The following is a 13795-nucleotide window of genomic DNA, read 5'->3' as shown; positions in this document are numbered from 1 at the left end:
GACCGGGCGTTAGGCATGGCCCGGTCAGGGCCGTGCATGGGTGGCGGTCGCCATCACCTGCCCCTCAAGCGCGACCGGCATGGCCTTGACCGCCCCGTCCAGCGCCAGGTACCGGAGGTAGCCTTCACTGCCGGCCAACAAACGCCCGCGCTCGACTACCCGCTGGCCGTCGAGCACGTAGCGCAAGGTACGTTCCGGCCCGGCGGGGACGGCGGTGCCGCTGATTTCCTGCGCCACCAGCCGCAAGGTTTCGCTCACACACGCCTCCAGGGCGGCCTCCACCCGGGCCTGTTCCAGCTGGCCGTCATCGATGCAATCCGCCCCGCAGCGGCGCAGCGATGGGCTGCCAACGTCCACTCGGGCGCTGTAGAGCGCGCCGCCGGCGATGTCTTCCAGGCGAACGTCGCTGCTCAGCACAAAGTGCGCACGGTCGGCGGTCAGCACGATATGTGGCGCGATGGCCAACCGCGCGACCACCGCACCCTTCCCTTCAGGCAGGCCTGCGGCAAGGGCGGCAGCCTGGTAGCGGCGGGCAAGCTGGGTGTCCATCGGCAAGCCACTGAGCAGGCTAGCCAAGGGTTTCGCATCCTGGTCCGCTGCGGCCTGTGCCTTGCGCTGCAACGCCCCTGCGCCGGATTGGGCGCTGACGGCAGAGGTCACGGCCAAGCCGATCAAACCATTGCCGCGCATGTTCGCAGCCATCTGGTCCGTGGTCGCCTGGGCAGCACTGGCGGCGGCCGAATCGATCAACAGTGCCGCACTCACCAGGGGCCCCTTGGGCAGGCTGACGTCCACTCGAGCGCCGTGCTCGGTCACGTAAGCCTGTGCATGGGGGTCGGTGAAATGCGCGGGGCCGGCGGGTGCCTGAGCACACCCGCCGAGCGTGGCGGCGAGCCCGAGGCTGGCGATGCAGGCGCGAATCGTCATGGCGCGAACGGTGCCAGCACTTGCTGGCGCCCCCCGTCCACGGCCTGATACCAGGCATTGGACAGGTTGGCATAGCCAGGCTGATCCCACTCGCCCTGGGCAGGCTGGACTACGGCGAACGGCTTGTACCAGATGAGGTGATTGTCGGCGGTGTCCATCAGCAACCCTACGCCACCCACCTGTGGGGTGGGCGCGCTGGTGGGCACCACGCTGTAGTAACTGCGGAAGGCGCCCGTGGAATTGACTGACACCAGCAGCAGCCGGTCAATGCCGTATTGAGCCTTCAGCGCACTGAGGTCGCGGTCAACGTAGCCTTCACGCCAGCTGGTCTGCTTGTATTTGCTGAGGTCAATCTGCTCGGGAATGCGTTTGACCTTGAAGCCCTTGGCCTCCAGCCGTGCGGCGAGGTCTTCCGGCAGGGCTTTGAAATCATCGGTGCCCCACCCTGCCACTGCGGTGCTGAGCGTGTTATTTACCGCGGTATTGATACCCAATTCGATCAGCCCCTGATTGCCGGTAAGCGCCAGGCGCGGCGGCGGCACAGGGCTCATGGCAATGCCAATCACAGGCTTTGTGTCCGCCCAGAACTGCGGGTCAAGCCCTACCGGCTTCTGGTTATGGGCGCAGCCGGTGAGCGCGCCAAGGGCAAGCAATACAAGGAACAGCAGACGGGAGGCACGATAGCGCATGGTAGACAATCCATTCGAGCGGGAACGCCAGGAAAGGCCTGGCCTGCGCCTGTGTACCCTCCCTGATACAGGATCCAAGCCTACTCAAAGTGATGTCAAAATACTAGCGTCAATCTTCGTCGTGCCTCACCCTTCGTCGAAAAGGATGCCAGTGTGCCATTAGCCTCCAAGTAACAATCTGAAACATCTACGCTCGCGGCGGGTCAATGGCACATCGCCCTCAGAACGTACCCCATGAAAGCAGTAGACCCCGCGGAACGCCTCGAACCCCTCACTCAACTTCGCAATTTGAAAATGGCCCGGTCCGCCCACGCTTATGTGCGTGGCAGTACCGTCCAGTTCTATGAATGGCTGCACAGCCAGCCTGGGCGCCGGCTGCCCAGTGGCCCATCGGTTTGGATTTGCGGGGATTGCCACGCGGGCAACCTCGGCCCGACCGGCAGCCTGAAGGGCAAGATCGACATTCATATCCGCGACCTGGACCAGACGGTGATCGGCAACCCGGCCCACGACCTGGTGCGCCTGGGCCTGTCGCTGGCCACGGCCGCGCGGGGTTCCGACCTGCCCGGGGTCGCCACTGCGCGCATGCTCGAGGAAATGATGCGGGGGTACGAGCTGGCGTTCGACCCCGGCAACGATGAGGAGCCCGAGCGCCCGCCGCAGGTGAAGGGCAGCATGCGCAGCGCCGTGCAGCGCACCTGGAAGCACCTGGCCAAGGAACGTATCGAACACCTGCACCCCACCATTCCACTGGGTAAGCATTTCTGGCCCCTCTCCAAAGAAGAACGCAAAGCGATCAAGGCCCTGTGCGAGGGTCCGGATATCCATGGGTTGGTGACGTCACTCAAAGGCCGCTCACACGAGGACCCGGTAACGCTGCTGGACGCGGCCTATTGGGTAAAGGGCTGCAGCTCGCTGGGCTTGTGTCGCTATGCGGTGTTGCTGGGCGTGGGCCCTGAAGATGAGCGGGACTATTGCCTGATCGATATCAAGGAAGCAGTCGGTGCCGCGGCGCCCCGGGCGGCCCGGGCTCCAATGCCGCGGGACAATGCGCAACGGGTGGTCGCTGGCGCGCGGCAGCTCTCACCTGCGTTGGGCAACCGCATGATCGCCACACGCATGCTGGGCCGGGGCTTCTTCATCCGTGAACTGCTGCCCCAGGACATGAAGCTGGAGCTGGACGAGCTTACCCAGGCCGAAGCCATGACCGTGGCGACCTACCTCGCCCGCGTAGTCGGCAAGGCGCACGCCCAGCAAATGGACATGACCACCCGGCAAGAATGGGTGAACGACTTGCAACGCAACCGCTCCCGGGCGCTGGATGCCCCGTCCTGGCTGTGGTCCAGTGTGGTGCAATTGGTAGGCAGCCATGAAAAAGGCTACCTGGAACACTGTCGACGCTATGCGCTGGAACAAAGCCGCAAGGAATGACCCTTCGCGAAATGGCAAAACCCTATTCGCGAGCTTTGCCCGCTTCCAACACAACCGATCCTGGCTGGGCATTGTGGGAGCAAGCGAAGCCGCAGGCGGAGCTCGCGAATGGCGCCACGCTTACGCGAGCGTCTGCACAATCACCTCAGCCATGGCGCTCAACCGACCGCCCTCATCCTCACTGATCGGCAACAGCACGAAATCCACCTCCGGTAGCACCGGCAACACGCCCTCAGGCAGGGCAATCATGCTGTGCTCAATGATCGACGAAGCATTGAGGCACGCAATGCCCAAGCCCGCTGCAACCGCGGCCTGCAACCCGGCCACACCGGAGGCCACATGGGCGAGTTCATGAGCAATGCCGTGCGCGTTCAACGCCTGACAGGCCACCCTGTGGAGCGTGCAGGTTTCGGGCAGCAGCGCCAGCTCAACTGCACGCCCCGGCTTGAGCACCGTGCCACGCGCCGCCACCCATTGCAGCGGTTCGCTGCGCAACACGTGGGTGCCTGCGGGCAGCGCAGGCCGTGCCGACGCCACCTGCATCACCACCGCCAAAGCAAGCTCGCCACTGCGATGGGCCGCGCTGATCTCAGCGCTTTTGCCAATCCGTGTTCTTATTCGCAAGCCGGGATAATGGTGGGCCAGGCGCCCCAACAGCCTCGTCACCTCGCCAGGGCGCAAGTAATCCGAGATGCCCAGATGCACTTCCCCAATCAGGGGCACGGCATGCATGTCCCGCCACGCCGTGTCCGCCAGGGCCAGAATGCCACGCGCATGGGCCAATAGCCGGTCCCCTGCTGCCGTTGGCTTCACCCCAGACTTGCCACGCACCAGCAACTGCGCGCCTGCAGCGTCTTCCAGCTTGCGCAGTTGTTCACTTAGCGAAGATTGTGAAAGGCAGCGCAAGGGCGCGGCTGCAGAAAAGCTGCCGGTATCCACGGCCGCAACCAATGTCTTGAGCTGTTCCAGATCGAAGCCGCGCATTGCTCATCTACCTGTTTTTCCGATGGATGACATCGTACCTTCCCGCTGTACCGATGGATACACACTTTGCACAATGGGCCTCACCCCTCCCGACTGGAGTTACCCATGCCGCATATCGATCTCAAGCTTTCCGGTACCCGCGATGCCGAACTCGGCCAGCAAGCAGTGGCCATCGTTCATCGCCTTACCGCCGACGTGCTGGGCAAAGCGCCCGAACTGATGGCGACCACGGTTCAATACATCGGCGACCATGACTGGTTTATCGCGGGTCAACCACTGGCACAAACAGGCGGCACTGCTTTCCACCTGGATATCAGCATCACCGACGAAACCAACACCAAGCAGGAAAAGGCGCGGTTCATTCAAGAGGTGTATGCCGCTCTCTCCCAACTGCGGCCCAACCCGGCCTTGTGCTCGTACGTGCACCTGATCGACGCCCGCGCGGCGGCGTACGGCTATGGCGGGCGTACCCAGGAATGGCGCCATCAGCACGGCTGAACACCGTGCCTGCTACGCTCAAGGGCTACCGAACTCAGCGATGAACCGGAGGCCCCCATGGACACCACTCGTGGCAGCTGCCTGTGTGGCGACGTGCGACTCGAGGCTTCAGGCCGCCCTTATCGGGTAGGCCTGTGCCATTGCCTGGATTGCCGCAAGCATCACGGTGCGCTGTTTTATGCCTTTGCCATATTCCCGGAAAACACCGTGAAGGTTGAGGGACAGACCCAGGCCTACGCTGGGCGACATTTCTGCCCACGCTGCGGGTCATCGCTGTTCGCCCACGACGGGGGCGACGAGATCGAGGTGAACCTGGGGGCACTGGACAGCCCCCACCAGTTGATACCTACCTACGAATGCTGGACGATCCGACGCGAAGCCTGGCTGCCCCCCTATCCGCACGCCAAACAGTACGAAAAGGACCGGGACAAGGCGCGCCGTACCGAGCCCTAAGCCGCGCGGGCCCGCCAAGCCCCTTGCCGTAGCGCGCCGATCGCCAGCGGCCCTGGCCCCGTGAGCGCCAGCCCGCCGAACAGGATCGTCAGCAGCCAGGCGAACTGCCCCTCCTCGATTGTCCACTCCAGGTGTACCACCCCGAGTGCAACCGCCAGCACGCCGAGCACCGGCAGGCAGGCCAGCCGCGCGTAAATGCCCAGTATCAACAGCACCGGGCAGAACACCTCGGCGAACACCGCGAAGGCAAGGCTGAAGGTAGGGCCCAGGCCAAAGGGGTCTTCGATCTTCAGCACCTCGGTGGACCAATGCAGCAACTTGGGCAAACCGTGCACGTGCATAAGCAGCGCGGCGGCAGCCACGCGCATGAACAGCAAGCCGTAGGCGAGTGAAGGGGGATAAGCGGAGCGTAGGGGTGCCATGAGTCATCTCTAGTCGACGGACCTGCCACTGTTACGCAGGGCCGGTGCTCTGGATTGGCCGCTTGTGCTTATTTACCAGCCAGAAAACGCGGGCTGGATTGTCCTCTAAATGGAACCAGTTATGTTCAATTATGCTGGATTGTCTCCATTGCCGCGCTTCGCCAGAATGGCAACCACACCGCAGCCAACGCCCAACGGCAAGCGCGGAACGCTTTTCAACTCAACGCACTCCCCACTTTCAAAAGGAAATGACCATGTCGAAGCGCGAACTCCTGAACCCTGCCAACTCTGCCCTGATCCTGATCGACCACCAGCCACAGATGGCCTTCGGTGTTCAGTCCATCGACCGCCAGACGCTGAAGAACAACACGGTGGGGCTGGCAAAGGCCGCGAGGATCTTCAACGTGCCAACCATTTACACCTCGGTGGAAACCGAAAGCTTCAGCGGCTACATCTGGCCCGAACTGCTGGCGGTGAATCCCGGCGCCAAGCCGATCGAGCGCACCTCGATGAACAGCTGGGAAGATGCAAAGCTGGTGGACGCGGTGAAAAGCACCGGGCGCAAGAAGCTGATCATCGCCGCGCTGTGGACCGAGGTTTGCCTTACCTTCCCGGCCCTCGAAGCGATGGAAGAAGGCTTTGAGGTGTACATCGTGACCGACGCTTCGGGTGGCACTACCCAGGAAGCCCACGACATGAGTATCCAGCGGATGATTCAGGCCGGCGCGATCCCGGTCACCTGGCAGCAAGTGCTGCTCGAATACCAGCGCGACTGGGCACACAAAGAAACCTACAACGCTGTGATGGACCTGGTGCGCGAGCACAGCGGCGCCTACGGCATGGGCGTGGATTACGCCTACACCATGGTGCACAAGGCACCGCAGCGCACCCTCGGGTAACCCAGCGCGAACCTAACGCCCGCCATGGCTTGCCCTGGCGGGCGTTGTGCTGTCTACACCCGCCCCAATGCCGGCTCGAACGGGCCGTCCGGCGCTTCGCCGTGCAGCGAAATACGGTACGTCTCCGGCAGTGCCAGCCCACCCGCCAGCGCGAGCAGGGCGATCACCACCAGGTAGAACGCCGGCGCCAGGTTGCTCCCGGTAATGCCGATCAGCCAGGTGGCCATCAAGGGCGCCGTGCCGCCGAACACCGTATAGGCCACGTTATAGGTGATGGCCGAGGCGGTGTAACGGGTGCGAGTGGGGAAGGTTTCGGCCAGCAGCGCCGCCGTCACGACACCACATAACAAGGCGCCCACGGCCAGCAACAGCACACCGGCGATGGCCGGGCCTACCGAGCCGGACCCCGCCAGCCAGTAGGCGGGAAACACCGTGACCATCACCCACAGGCAGGTGAAGCCGATGGTCTTGCGGCGCCCTACCCTGTCCGAAAACGCCCCCGCCGCCGGGCATGCGCCCGCAGCGAACAGCAGCGCCACGGTGGTGACCAGCAACGCTTGGGCGCGGGTCAGGTGGCCCGCCACCTGCAAATAGGTGGCGAAATAGGTGGTGAACATATAGAACGACAGCGCGGTAAGCGAAATGAACGCACCCAGGCAGGCAATCGAGCCGGCGTGGTTGCGCAACGTTTCCTTGAGCGGCGAGTGGCTGTGTGCGTTGCCTTCGGCCTGCACAGCCTGGAACGCCGGCGTTTCCTCCATGCGCCAGCGCAGGATCAGCCCCACCACCCCCAGCGGCGCCGCCACCAGGAACGGCACCCGCCAGCCCCAACTGGCCATGGCTTCGGGTGCCAGGCTGGCATCCAGCACATAGGCCAGCACCGCCGCCATGGCAAAGGCCGAGAAGGTAGACACAGGCACGAAGCTGCCATACCACGCCCGTTTGTGACGGGGTGCGTGCTCCATCAGGTAGGACACGGCGCCTGCGTACTCGCCACCAGCCGAAAAGCCTTGAACGCACCGCGCCACGGTGAGCAGTATTGGCGCGAGGATACCGATGCTCGCATAGGTGGGCAGCAGGCCGATCACCGTGGTGGCGCCTGCCATCATCAGGATGGTGACCGAGAGAATCCGCTTGCGCCCCAGCCGATCGCCCAGCGCGCCGAACACGATGCCGCCGAGCGGCCGAAGGGCGAACGCCACCGCAAATACCGCAAAGGTTTTGAGCAGTGCCACGCTGGGGCTGGTACTGGCGAAAAACTGGTTGGCGATGATGGTCGCCAGAAAGCCATACACCGCGAAGTCGAACCATTCCACGAAGTTGCCGATGGCCGCCGCGGCGATCACTTTGCGTAAGGTGGCCGGTGGAACCTGATCCAAGGTATGCGTCGCCATGCGCGAACTCCCAAGTGGTGATACTGAGGATTATCGGCAGTCGCCCAAACGGGCCTGTTCAGGAAGCGCCTCCGGCATAGTCAGAAACGCGATCAACCGCACCCGCTCTATGGCAAGGGTTCGCGGAGGGGGCGTGAAGCGAGCGGTGCGCCCGGGCTGAAGCAGACGTTGCAGCGGGGCCCGTTATCATCGCAACATGGCGCATCGCCCCCACCGAGACGCTTTCATGATCCATGCCACCACCGGCCTGGTTGCCATCCTGGGAACCCCTATCGCGCAAGTGCAATCGCCCACCAATTTCAACCGATGGTTCCAGGCGCAAGGTCTGGATCTGGCCATGCTGCCCGTGGATCTCGCACCCGAAGCACTGGCCGGCTTCATCGCCAGCCTGCGCGGCTGGAACAATTTGCGCGGGTGCGTGATCACCGTGCCTTACAAGCAAACGGTGGTACCGCTGCTGGATGAGCTGAGCACACGGGCCCGGCTGCTGGGCTCGGTCAACGTGATCCGCCGCGAAACAAACGGCAGGCTGATAGGCGATAACGTAGACGGTGAAGGGTTTATCAAGGCCGCAGCCGCCCATGGTTTCGATGCCAAGGGCAAACACGCGCTGGTGTTGGGCGCGGGTGGTGCGGGCGCGGCAATCGCCTATAGCCTGGGCGAGGCCGGCATTGCCGCGCTCGACCTTGCCGACCCTACCCCCGGCCGCGCCGAAGCCTTGGCACGGGTACTGCGAACCGCCTTCCCTGCGTTGACTGTCCGTGAGCAGGTCGCCCCGCTGGCGGGCTACGACCTGTTGGTGAACGCCTCGCCTATCGGCATGGGCGAGGCTGGCAAACTCCCCCTCCCCGACGATCAATTGGCGCAGCTGTTGTCTCATACCCATGTGGCCGATGTAGTCACCAAGCCGGTGCAAACGCCGTTGCTCGCCCTCGCTCAAGCACGGGGTTGCAGCGTTCAGACCGGCCCGCAAATGTCGCTGGCGCAAATGCCCGCCCTCGGCTTTTTCATGGGCGTGATGCCTGAAAGCCTTTGAGCCGCGCCTACGGTTTACCTGACAGCCAACTCGGACGATTCGCAGCCATGAGCAGCTCACTGAAGTCTGTACTGCTAGCCACCGTTCTAACGCTGTGCCTCCCGGCAGCGGCGCGGGCGGCGGGCGAAATCGAAGTGGTCACCGAAGAAATGCCGCCCTACAACATGACCGAAAACGGCAAGGTCACCGGCTTCAGCACCGACATCGTGCAGGCGGTGATGAAAGAAGCCGGGATCGACGCGCCGATCCAGGTGATGCCTTGGGCCAGGGCCTACGACCGGGCGCTGAGCGTGCCCAACGTGCTCATCTATTCCATCGCCCGCACGCCCGAGCGCGAGGCACTGTTCCAATGGGTCGGGCCCATCGCACCGACCAATTGGTATATCTACAGCCTCGCCGAACGCCCGGTCACCCTGCATTCGCTGGACGATGCCCGAGGGCAGAAGATCGCCACGGTGAACATGGACGTGGGCCAGCAGTTCCTGCTCAGCCGTGGGTTCAAGATGGGCACCGAGCTGCAATCCACCAGCCGCTATGAGAACAATTACCGCATGCTCAAGATCGAGCATGTGGGCCTATGGATTTCGAACGAACTGAATGCCATTTACCTGATGCGCCAGAACGGCGACGACCCCGAAAAAGCATTGGTGCGCTCACTTCCGCTACCCGAGTTGAGCAGCCCTGAAGGGCTGAGCCTGGCGTTCAGCAAAGGGACCTCCCCGGCCATTGTGGAGCGCTTCAGAAAGGCGCTGAACACGGTTCGCCAGAACGGTACGTACGAGGCGTTGATGCACAAGTGGCTTTCCAGTGCAGATCACTAGCGCTTACTCCAGCCGCTTTTCCCTGGAAGGCGGGTGCCCGAAATAGGCCGTGTAGCACTTGCTGAAATGGCTGGGCGATACAAAGCCGCACGCCACCGCGACTTGCACCACGGTGAGGTTGGAGTGCTGAAGCAAACGACGGCCCTCTGTAACCCGAAGTTCCAGGTAATAGCGCAACGGCGTGGTGTTGAGTTGCTGCTGGAACAAACGTTCGATCTGCCGACGCGAGCGTTTCACGTATTCGGAAATCTGCGTAAGGTCCAACGGCTCGTCCAGGTTGGCCTCCATCAGCTTCACCACTTCGCGCAGCGGCGCGGTAAGTTTGAGCTGCAGCTTGGGGTTCACCCGTTTGTAGCGCGACGCCTCGAAGGCAAGAATATCGACAATCCCATCTACCAGCGCCGCGCCATGGCTCTGGCCGATCCACTCCAGCACCATGTTGAACGCCCCGTTGGGGCTGGCGGCGGTGTACCGATTGCGATCCACCATATAGCTCTCGCTGGTGACCTCGCTGTGCTGAGCAATCTCCGCCAGCGCGGGCCTGTGTTCCGGGTGGATCGCGCAGCGGTAGCCGTCCAGCAGGCCGGCCTGGCCAAGGAACCACGCACCGTTCCACAGGCCAGCCAGTGCAACGCCCTTTTCTGCGGCGCGCTTGAGCACCCCGCGCAGTTCAGGCTGGCCACGCAAGGGGGTACGTAACCCGCCACACACCACCAGCAGCTTCAAGTCGCCAAGCTTGCACTCCCCCAGGCTGCCATCGGCACGAATCACCAGCCCCAGGTCGCTGATCACGTCCTGGCCATCGAGCGTGAGCGTGCAGGTGGTGAACAAGTCGGCCTGCAACAGGTTGGCGGTGATGAGTGTATCCAACGCCTGGGTGAACGCAGGCAGCGAAAAATGCTCCAGCAAAACGAAACCAACCCGCGATTGCGGGATGGCCGTGGCGCTCTTGTTTTGTAGGTAGCGCAGGTTCTTGCCCTGCATGCCGCCACTGAACAGACGTCTGTCAGTCATCCGATACCAGCTCCGTAAGTAGAAGCGACGGGCAGGCGAGCAAAGACCTACGGTCGCATTTCGTCACCCTGTAAAAGAGCACGCTCCTTTAAATTGCGCTGAACCGTTTGTTGATCTCCGGTTGCTCGAAACGCTCGAGCAAAAACGTCGTGAAGGCGCGGGTTTTGGCCGGTAGCAGTTTGTGCTCGCGATAATAAAGGCTGATGTTGCCATCTTCCACGTACCAGTCGGGCAGCACCCGGGCCAGCCGGCCCGCGCTCAGGCCAGGCAGGGCGAACGGCAGGCTCACCAGCGCCACGCCAAGCCCTTGCTCGGCCGCCAGGCAAGCGGCGGCGGAGTCAGTCATGGTCATGCTGGCTGGAAGCGGCATCGCGCTCACCGTACCGCTGCGGTGGGTCAGTGGCCAGGCGCGCACCCGACCGGTCTGTGGCGAGCGAATCAGAATGCCCTTCACCTCGGCCAGGTCGCCCGGCGTATTGATGGCAGGCGCCTGCGCCAGCCACACCGGTGAGGCCACCAGCACGCGATGCGCCGGCGCCAGCCGCCTGGCCACCACGCCCAGAGGAAGGTCGAAACCACCGCCAATCGCCGCATCGAAGCCCTGCCCGATCAGGTCAACCTGCCGGTTATCAAAATGCCAGTCCGGTGAAATACGAGGGTACAGCCCGAGAAACTCCCCCAGCAGCGGCAGCACGTACAGCTGACCGAAGGCATGCCCCATGGACACTTTCAACGTGCCGGACGCCTCGCCTTCCGCGGTCGCCAGGTTGTTCAACGCATGCTGGATGCCGCGCAGGTTCGCGGACACCTGCCCAAGCAACAGCTGGCCGGCTTCGGTAAGGGTCAGGCGACGCGTACTGCGCTGGAACAGGCGTACCCCCGTGCGCAGTTCCAGCCGGGCAACGTTCTTGCCTACCGCTGCGGGGGTCAAGCCGAGCTGCCGCGCGGCTTCGGCGAAACTTCCGGTTTCCGCGCTACGCACAAAGCTTTCCAAGTGGCCCAGCTGATCCATGCACTCGATCCATTTGGTTTAGTCAGAACATCCCGATTATGGGCTACAGCGAGTGAAATAACCCGTGGATACTCGCCTCACACCCATCTACCGGAGATTCATCATGCAAGTCGATCAACTATTCACTGGAAAAGTCGCGCTGGTTCAAGGCGGCTCGCGCGGCATCGGAGAAGCCATCGTACGCCGCCTCGCGTCACAGGGCGCGAGCGTGGCGTTTACCTATGTCAACTCAGCGGATAAAGCGCAGGCGCTGGCCGCCACGCTCAATCAGAACGGCGGCAAGGTGCTCGCCATTCGCGCCGACGCGGCGTCTGAAGCGCAAATTCACGCCGCCGTGAACCACACGGTGGAAGCGTTCGGCGGGCTGGATATCCTGGTCAACAACTCGGGCGTGTTGCTGCTAGGCCCGGTCGAAGAGATCAGCTTGGAAGACTTCGACCGTACCTTGGCAATCAATGTGCGCAGTGTATTCATCGCCAGCCAGGCCGCGGCCCGCCATATGAAAGCCGGCGGGCGCATCATCAATATCGGCAGCGTCAACGCCGACCGGGTGCCGTTCGCCGGCGGTAGCGTGTATGCCATGAGCAAGTCGGCGCTGGTGGGCCTGGTCAAGGGCATGGCGCGGGACCTGGGCCCACGGGGTATTACCGTGAACAACGTGCAACCTGGGCCCATCGATACCGACATGAACCCTGCCAGCGGCGACTTCGCCCAAAGCCTGCTGAAACTCATGGCCTTGGACCGCTACGGCCGCGCAGAGGAAGTGGCCGCGCTGGTGGCGCACATCGCAGGCCCTGAAGCGGGTTACATCACCGGCGCCAGCCTGACCATCGACGGGGGGTTCGGCGCCTAGCTACGCCGCCTGTGCTCAACCAGCGCCTTGAGCCTGAGCTGCGAGGCTCGCGGTGGAGGGCACGGGCCGGGCAGTTTCCTCGTAACCCATAGGGTTGGCCTGCTGCCAACGCCAGGCGTCGCGCATCATGGTGTCCAGGTCGCGCTGGGCCACCCATCCCAGCTCTTCGAAAGCTCGGGTGGGGTCTGCCCAGCACTGGGCCACGTCGCCCGGCCGCCGTTCACGTCGGTCCAGGGGCAGGCTTACCCCACTCACCCGTTCGAAGGCAGCGACCAGTTCCAGCACGGAGTAACCTAGCCCGGTGCCCAGGTTCCACGCGCGAAGCCCGGCGTGTTGGCGAAGGTACTGGAGGGTATTCACGTGCCCTTCGGCAAGGTCGACCACATGGATGTAATCCCGCACGCCGGTGCCGTCCGGGGTGGGGTAATCGCCGCCGAACACCGGCAACGCCGGCAATTGGCCGCTTGCGACCTTCAGCAAGTAGGGCACCAGATTGTTCGGCGCGGCCCGGGGGGATTCGCCCAGCAGCCCTGAGGGGTGGGCGCCAACAGGGTTGAAATAGCGCAACACGCCGATGCGCCAGCGCTCGTCGGCGCTGCCAAGGCTCGCGAGCATCTGCTCGGTCATCAGCTTGGATTGCCCGTACGGATTGGTGGGCTGCCCGCACTGGGTCGATTCATTGATCGGCATGCAGCTGCAATCCCCATACACCGTCGCCGAGGAACTGAACACCAGAGTGAACACACCGGCATACGCCATTGCCTGGCACAGGTTGATGCTGCCGCCCACATTGGTGTCGTAATACCGCAGCGGTTGCCGAACGCTTTCCCCTACGGCCTTGAGGCCGGCGAAATGCATCACCGCATCGATCGGGTAGCGCACGAAGAGTTGGTCCAGCAGCGCTCGATTGCGGATGTCCCCAGCTACCCATTCCACCCGGCGCCCGCCGAGCTGCTCGATCCGCGGAATCGCTTCGCGGCTGCTGTTACATAAGTTATCGAGGATGACCACGTCCTCGCCGGCTTCAAGCAGCGCCAACGCTGCATGTGCTCCGATATACCCTGCCCCACCCGTCACTAGAATCATGGGTCGTCCTTTGCGTTGGTAGCGGAAGAAAGGCGTACCGGTAATGGCGAGGTCCTCCGGTGTGTGCCCCCTTTAGTACGGAAGGATTAGCGAGGCGGACAGTTCCATCGGGGGTGCGAGCGGTGATGTCGTTCGTCGCCCCGGGGCCCGACCGCGCGGAACGAGATGGCCAAGCGCAGCCTCCACTATTTTGAGTGTCAGCGGCTGCACCTTCGTGGTTCTGCCAGGCGGCAGGGAAAGGGCTGCGCCGCGTACCGATAACGCGTAATGATCATC

General features: G+C 63.3%; 15 protein-coding genes. 7 read left to right on the top strand and 8 right to left on the bottom strand.

Annotated features, from left to right (window positions below; genetic code table 11):
* Positions 1–24: 24 nt before the first annotated feature.
* Together LG385_RS07570 and LG385_RS07565 are read right to left on the bottom strand one after the other, a co-directional pair.
* Positions 25–927, bottom strand: coding sequence for a hypothetical protein (locus tag LG385_RS07570; protein ID WP_225773735.1), 903 nt, complete (start codon positions 925–927; stop codon positions 25–27).
* Positions 924–1616 carry a hypothetical protein gene (locus tag LG385_RS07565; RefSeq protein ID WP_225773733.1) on the bottom strand — a complete coding sequence of 231 codons (693 nt, stop codon included), beginning with the start codon at positions 1614–1616 and terminating at the stop codon, positions 924–926. Before LG385_RS07565 ends, LG385_RS07570 begins: the two co-directional genes overlap by 4 nt.
* 234 nt (positions 1617–1850) lie before the next feature.
* On the opposite strand from LG385_RS07565, the gene LG385_RS07560 reads away from it, so the two are divergent.
* Positions 1851–3047 (top strand): DUF2252 domain-containing protein, encoded by a 1197-nt coding sequence (locus LG385_RS07560; RefSeq protein ID WP_225773731.1) that lies wholly within the window; start codon positions 1851–1853, stop codon positions 3045–3047.
* A gap of 120 nt (positions 3048–3167) precedes the next feature.
* Here the strand turns inward: LG385_RS07560 and LG385_RS07555 are convergent, their stop codons facing one another.
* Entirely contained in the window at positions 3168–4031 is an 864-nt protein-coding gene (locus LG385_RS07555) for a LysR family transcriptional regulator (RefSeq protein WP_263974679.1), read from the bottom strand.
* A 105-nt stretch (positions 4032–4136) separates the two neighbouring features.
* Here LG385_RS07555 and LG385_RS07545 point away from each other — a divergent pair, with 105 nt between their 5' ends.
* A complete protein-coding gene (locus LG385_RS07545) occupies positions 4137–4529 on the top strand; it encodes a tautomerase family protein (RefSeq protein WP_225773729.1) in 393 nt (130 codons plus the stop codon).
* A gap of 57 nt (positions 4530–4586) precedes the next feature.
* Positions 4587–4982 (top strand): GFA family protein, encoded by a 396-nt coding sequence (locus tag LG385_RS07540; RefSeq protein ID WP_225773727.1) that lies wholly within the window; start codon positions 4587–4589, stop codon positions 4980–4982.
* On the opposite strand, the gene LG385_RS07535 is transcribed toward LG385_RS07540, so the two are convergent.
* Positions 4979–5404, bottom strand: coding sequence for a DoxX family protein (locus LG385_RS07535; protein ID WP_225773724.1), 426 nt, complete (start codon positions 5402–5404; stop codon positions 4979–4981). The two genes, LG385_RS07540 and LG385_RS07535, sit on opposite strands and share 4 nt — an antisense overlap.
* 254 nt (positions 5405–5658) lie before the next feature.
* Here LG385_RS07535 and LG385_RS07530 point away from each other — a divergent pair, with 254 nt between their 5' ends.
* Complete coding sequence (locus LG385_RS07530; RefSeq protein WP_225773722.1) at positions 5659–6303, top strand: hydrolase; 645 nt, start codon at positions 5659–5661, stop codon at positions 6301–6303.
* Positions 6304–6356: 53 nt separating this feature from the next.
* On the opposite strand, the gene LG385_RS07525 is transcribed toward LG385_RS07530, so the two are convergent.
* On the bottom strand, positions 6357–7697 hold the full coding sequence (locus tag LG385_RS07525) for an MFS transporter (protein WP_225773720.1): 1341 nt from the start codon (positions 7695–7697) through the stop codon (positions 6357–6359).
* A gap of 226 nt (positions 7698–7923) precedes the next feature.
* On the opposite strand from LG385_RS07525, the gene LG385_RS07520 reads away from it, so the two are divergent.
* A complete protein-coding gene (locus tag LG385_RS07520) occupies positions 7924–8733 on the top strand; it encodes a shikimate dehydrogenase family protein (RefSeq protein ID WP_225773718.1) in 810 nt (269 codons plus the stop codon).
* A gap of 47 nt (positions 8734–8780) precedes the next feature.
* Positions 8781–9554, top strand: coding sequence for a substrate-binding periplasmic protein (locus LG385_RS07515; RefSeq protein ID WP_225773715.1), 774 nt, complete (start codon positions 8781–8783; stop codon positions 9552–9554).
* A 3-nt stretch (positions 9555–9557) separates the two neighbouring features.
* Here the strand turns inward: LG385_RS07515 and LG385_RS07510 are convergent, their stop codons facing one another.
* Positions 9558–10568, bottom strand: a complete 1011-nt coding sequence (locus tag LG385_RS07510) for a GlxA family transcriptional regulator (protein WP_225773712.1) — start codon at positions 10566–10568, stop codon at positions 9558–9560.
* Between the two features lie 88 nt (positions 10569–10656).
* Positions 10657–11580, bottom strand: a complete 924-nt coding sequence (locus LG385_RS07505) for a LysR family transcriptional regulator (protein ID WP_225773710.1) — start codon at positions 11578–11580, stop codon at positions 10657–10659.
* A gap of 103 nt (positions 11581–11683) precedes the next feature.
* Between LG385_RS07505 and LG385_RS07500 the strand changes: the two genes are divergently transcribed.
* Complete coding sequence (locus tag LG385_RS07500) at positions 11684–12433, top strand: 3-oxoacyl-ACP reductase family protein (protein WP_225773708.1); 750 nt, start codon at positions 11684–11686, stop codon at positions 12431–12433.
* Positions 12434–12448: 15 nt separating this feature from the next.
* Here LG385_RS07500 and galE read toward each other — a convergent pair whose 3' ends face one another.
* A complete protein-coding gene (galE, locus tag LG385_RS07495) occupies positions 12449–13519 on the bottom strand; it encodes a UDP-glucose 4-epimerase GalE (RefSeq protein ID WP_225773706.1) in 1071 nt (356 codons plus the stop codon).
* Between the last annotated feature and the right edge of the window lie 276 nt (positions 13520–13795).

The organism is Pseudomonas sp. Marseille-Q5115 (assembly GCF_916618905.1).
Classification (GTDB): Bacteria; Pseudomonadota; Gammaproteobacteria; order Pseudomonadales; family Pseudomonadaceae; genus Aquipseudomonas; species Aquipseudomonas japonica_A.
This window is presented reverse-complemented; position numbering and strand designations above follow the sequence as displayed.

Bases quoted from the DNA above. Each gene is read 5' to 3' on its own strand.
- LG385_RS07560 (WP_225773731.1), top strand. From the start codon at position 1,851: ATGAAAGCAGTAGACCCCGCGGAACGCCTCGAACCCCTCACTCAACTT.
- LG385_RS07510 (WP_225773712.1), bottom strand. From the start codon at position 10,568: ATGACTGACAGACGTCTGTTCAGTGGCGGCATGCAGGGCAAGAACCTG.
- LG385_RS07525 (WP_225773720.1), bottom strand. From the start codon at position 7,697: ATGGCGACGCATACCTTGGATCAGGTTCCACCGGCCACCTTACGCAAA.
- LG385_RS07520 (WP_225773718.1), top strand. From the start codon at position 7,924: ATGATCCATGCCACCACCGGCCTGGTTGCCATCCTGGGAACCCCTATC.
- LG385_RS07500 (WP_225773708.1), top strand. From the start codon at position 11,684: ATGCAAGTCGATCAACTATTCACTGGAAAAGTCGCGCTGGTTCAAGGC.
- LG385_RS07555 (WP_263974679.1), bottom strand. From the start codon at position 4,031: ATGCGCGGCTTCGATCTGGAACAGCTCAAGACATTGGTTGCGGCCGTG.
- galE (WP_225773706.1), bottom strand. From the start codon at position 13,519: ATGATTCTAGTGACGGGTGGGGCAGGGTATATCGGAGCACATGCAGCG.
- LG385_RS07535 (WP_225773724.1), bottom strand. From the start codon at position 5,404: ATGGCACCCCTACGCTCCGCTTATCCCCCTTCACTCGCCTACGGCTTG.
- LG385_RS07545 (WP_225773729.1), top strand. From the start codon at position 4,137: ATGCCGCATATCGATCTCAAGCTTTCCGGTACCCGCGATGCCGAACTC.
- LG385_RS07530 (WP_225773722.1), top strand. From the start codon at position 5,659: ATGTCGAAGCGCGAACTCCTGAACCCTGCCAACTCTGCCCTGATCCTG.
- LG385_RS07565 (WP_225773733.1), bottom strand. From the start codon at position 1,616: ATGCGCTATCGTGCCTCCCGTCTGCTGTTCCTTGTATTGCTTGCCCTT.
- LG385_RS07515 (WP_225773715.1), top strand. From the start codon at position 8,781: ATGAGCAGCTCACTGAAGTCTGTACTGCTAGCCACCGTTCTAACGCTG.
- LG385_RS07540 (WP_225773727.1), top strand. From the start codon at position 4,587: ATGGACACCACTCGTGGCAGCTGCCTGTGTGGCGACGTGCGACTCGAG.
- LG385_RS07570 (WP_225773735.1), bottom strand. From the start codon at position 927: ATGACGATTCGCGCCTGCATCGCCAGCCTCGGGCTCGCCGCCACGCTC.
- LG385_RS07505 (WP_225773710.1), bottom strand. From the start codon at position 11,580: ATGGATCAGCTGGGCCACTTGGAAAGCTTTGTGCGTAGCGCGGAAACC.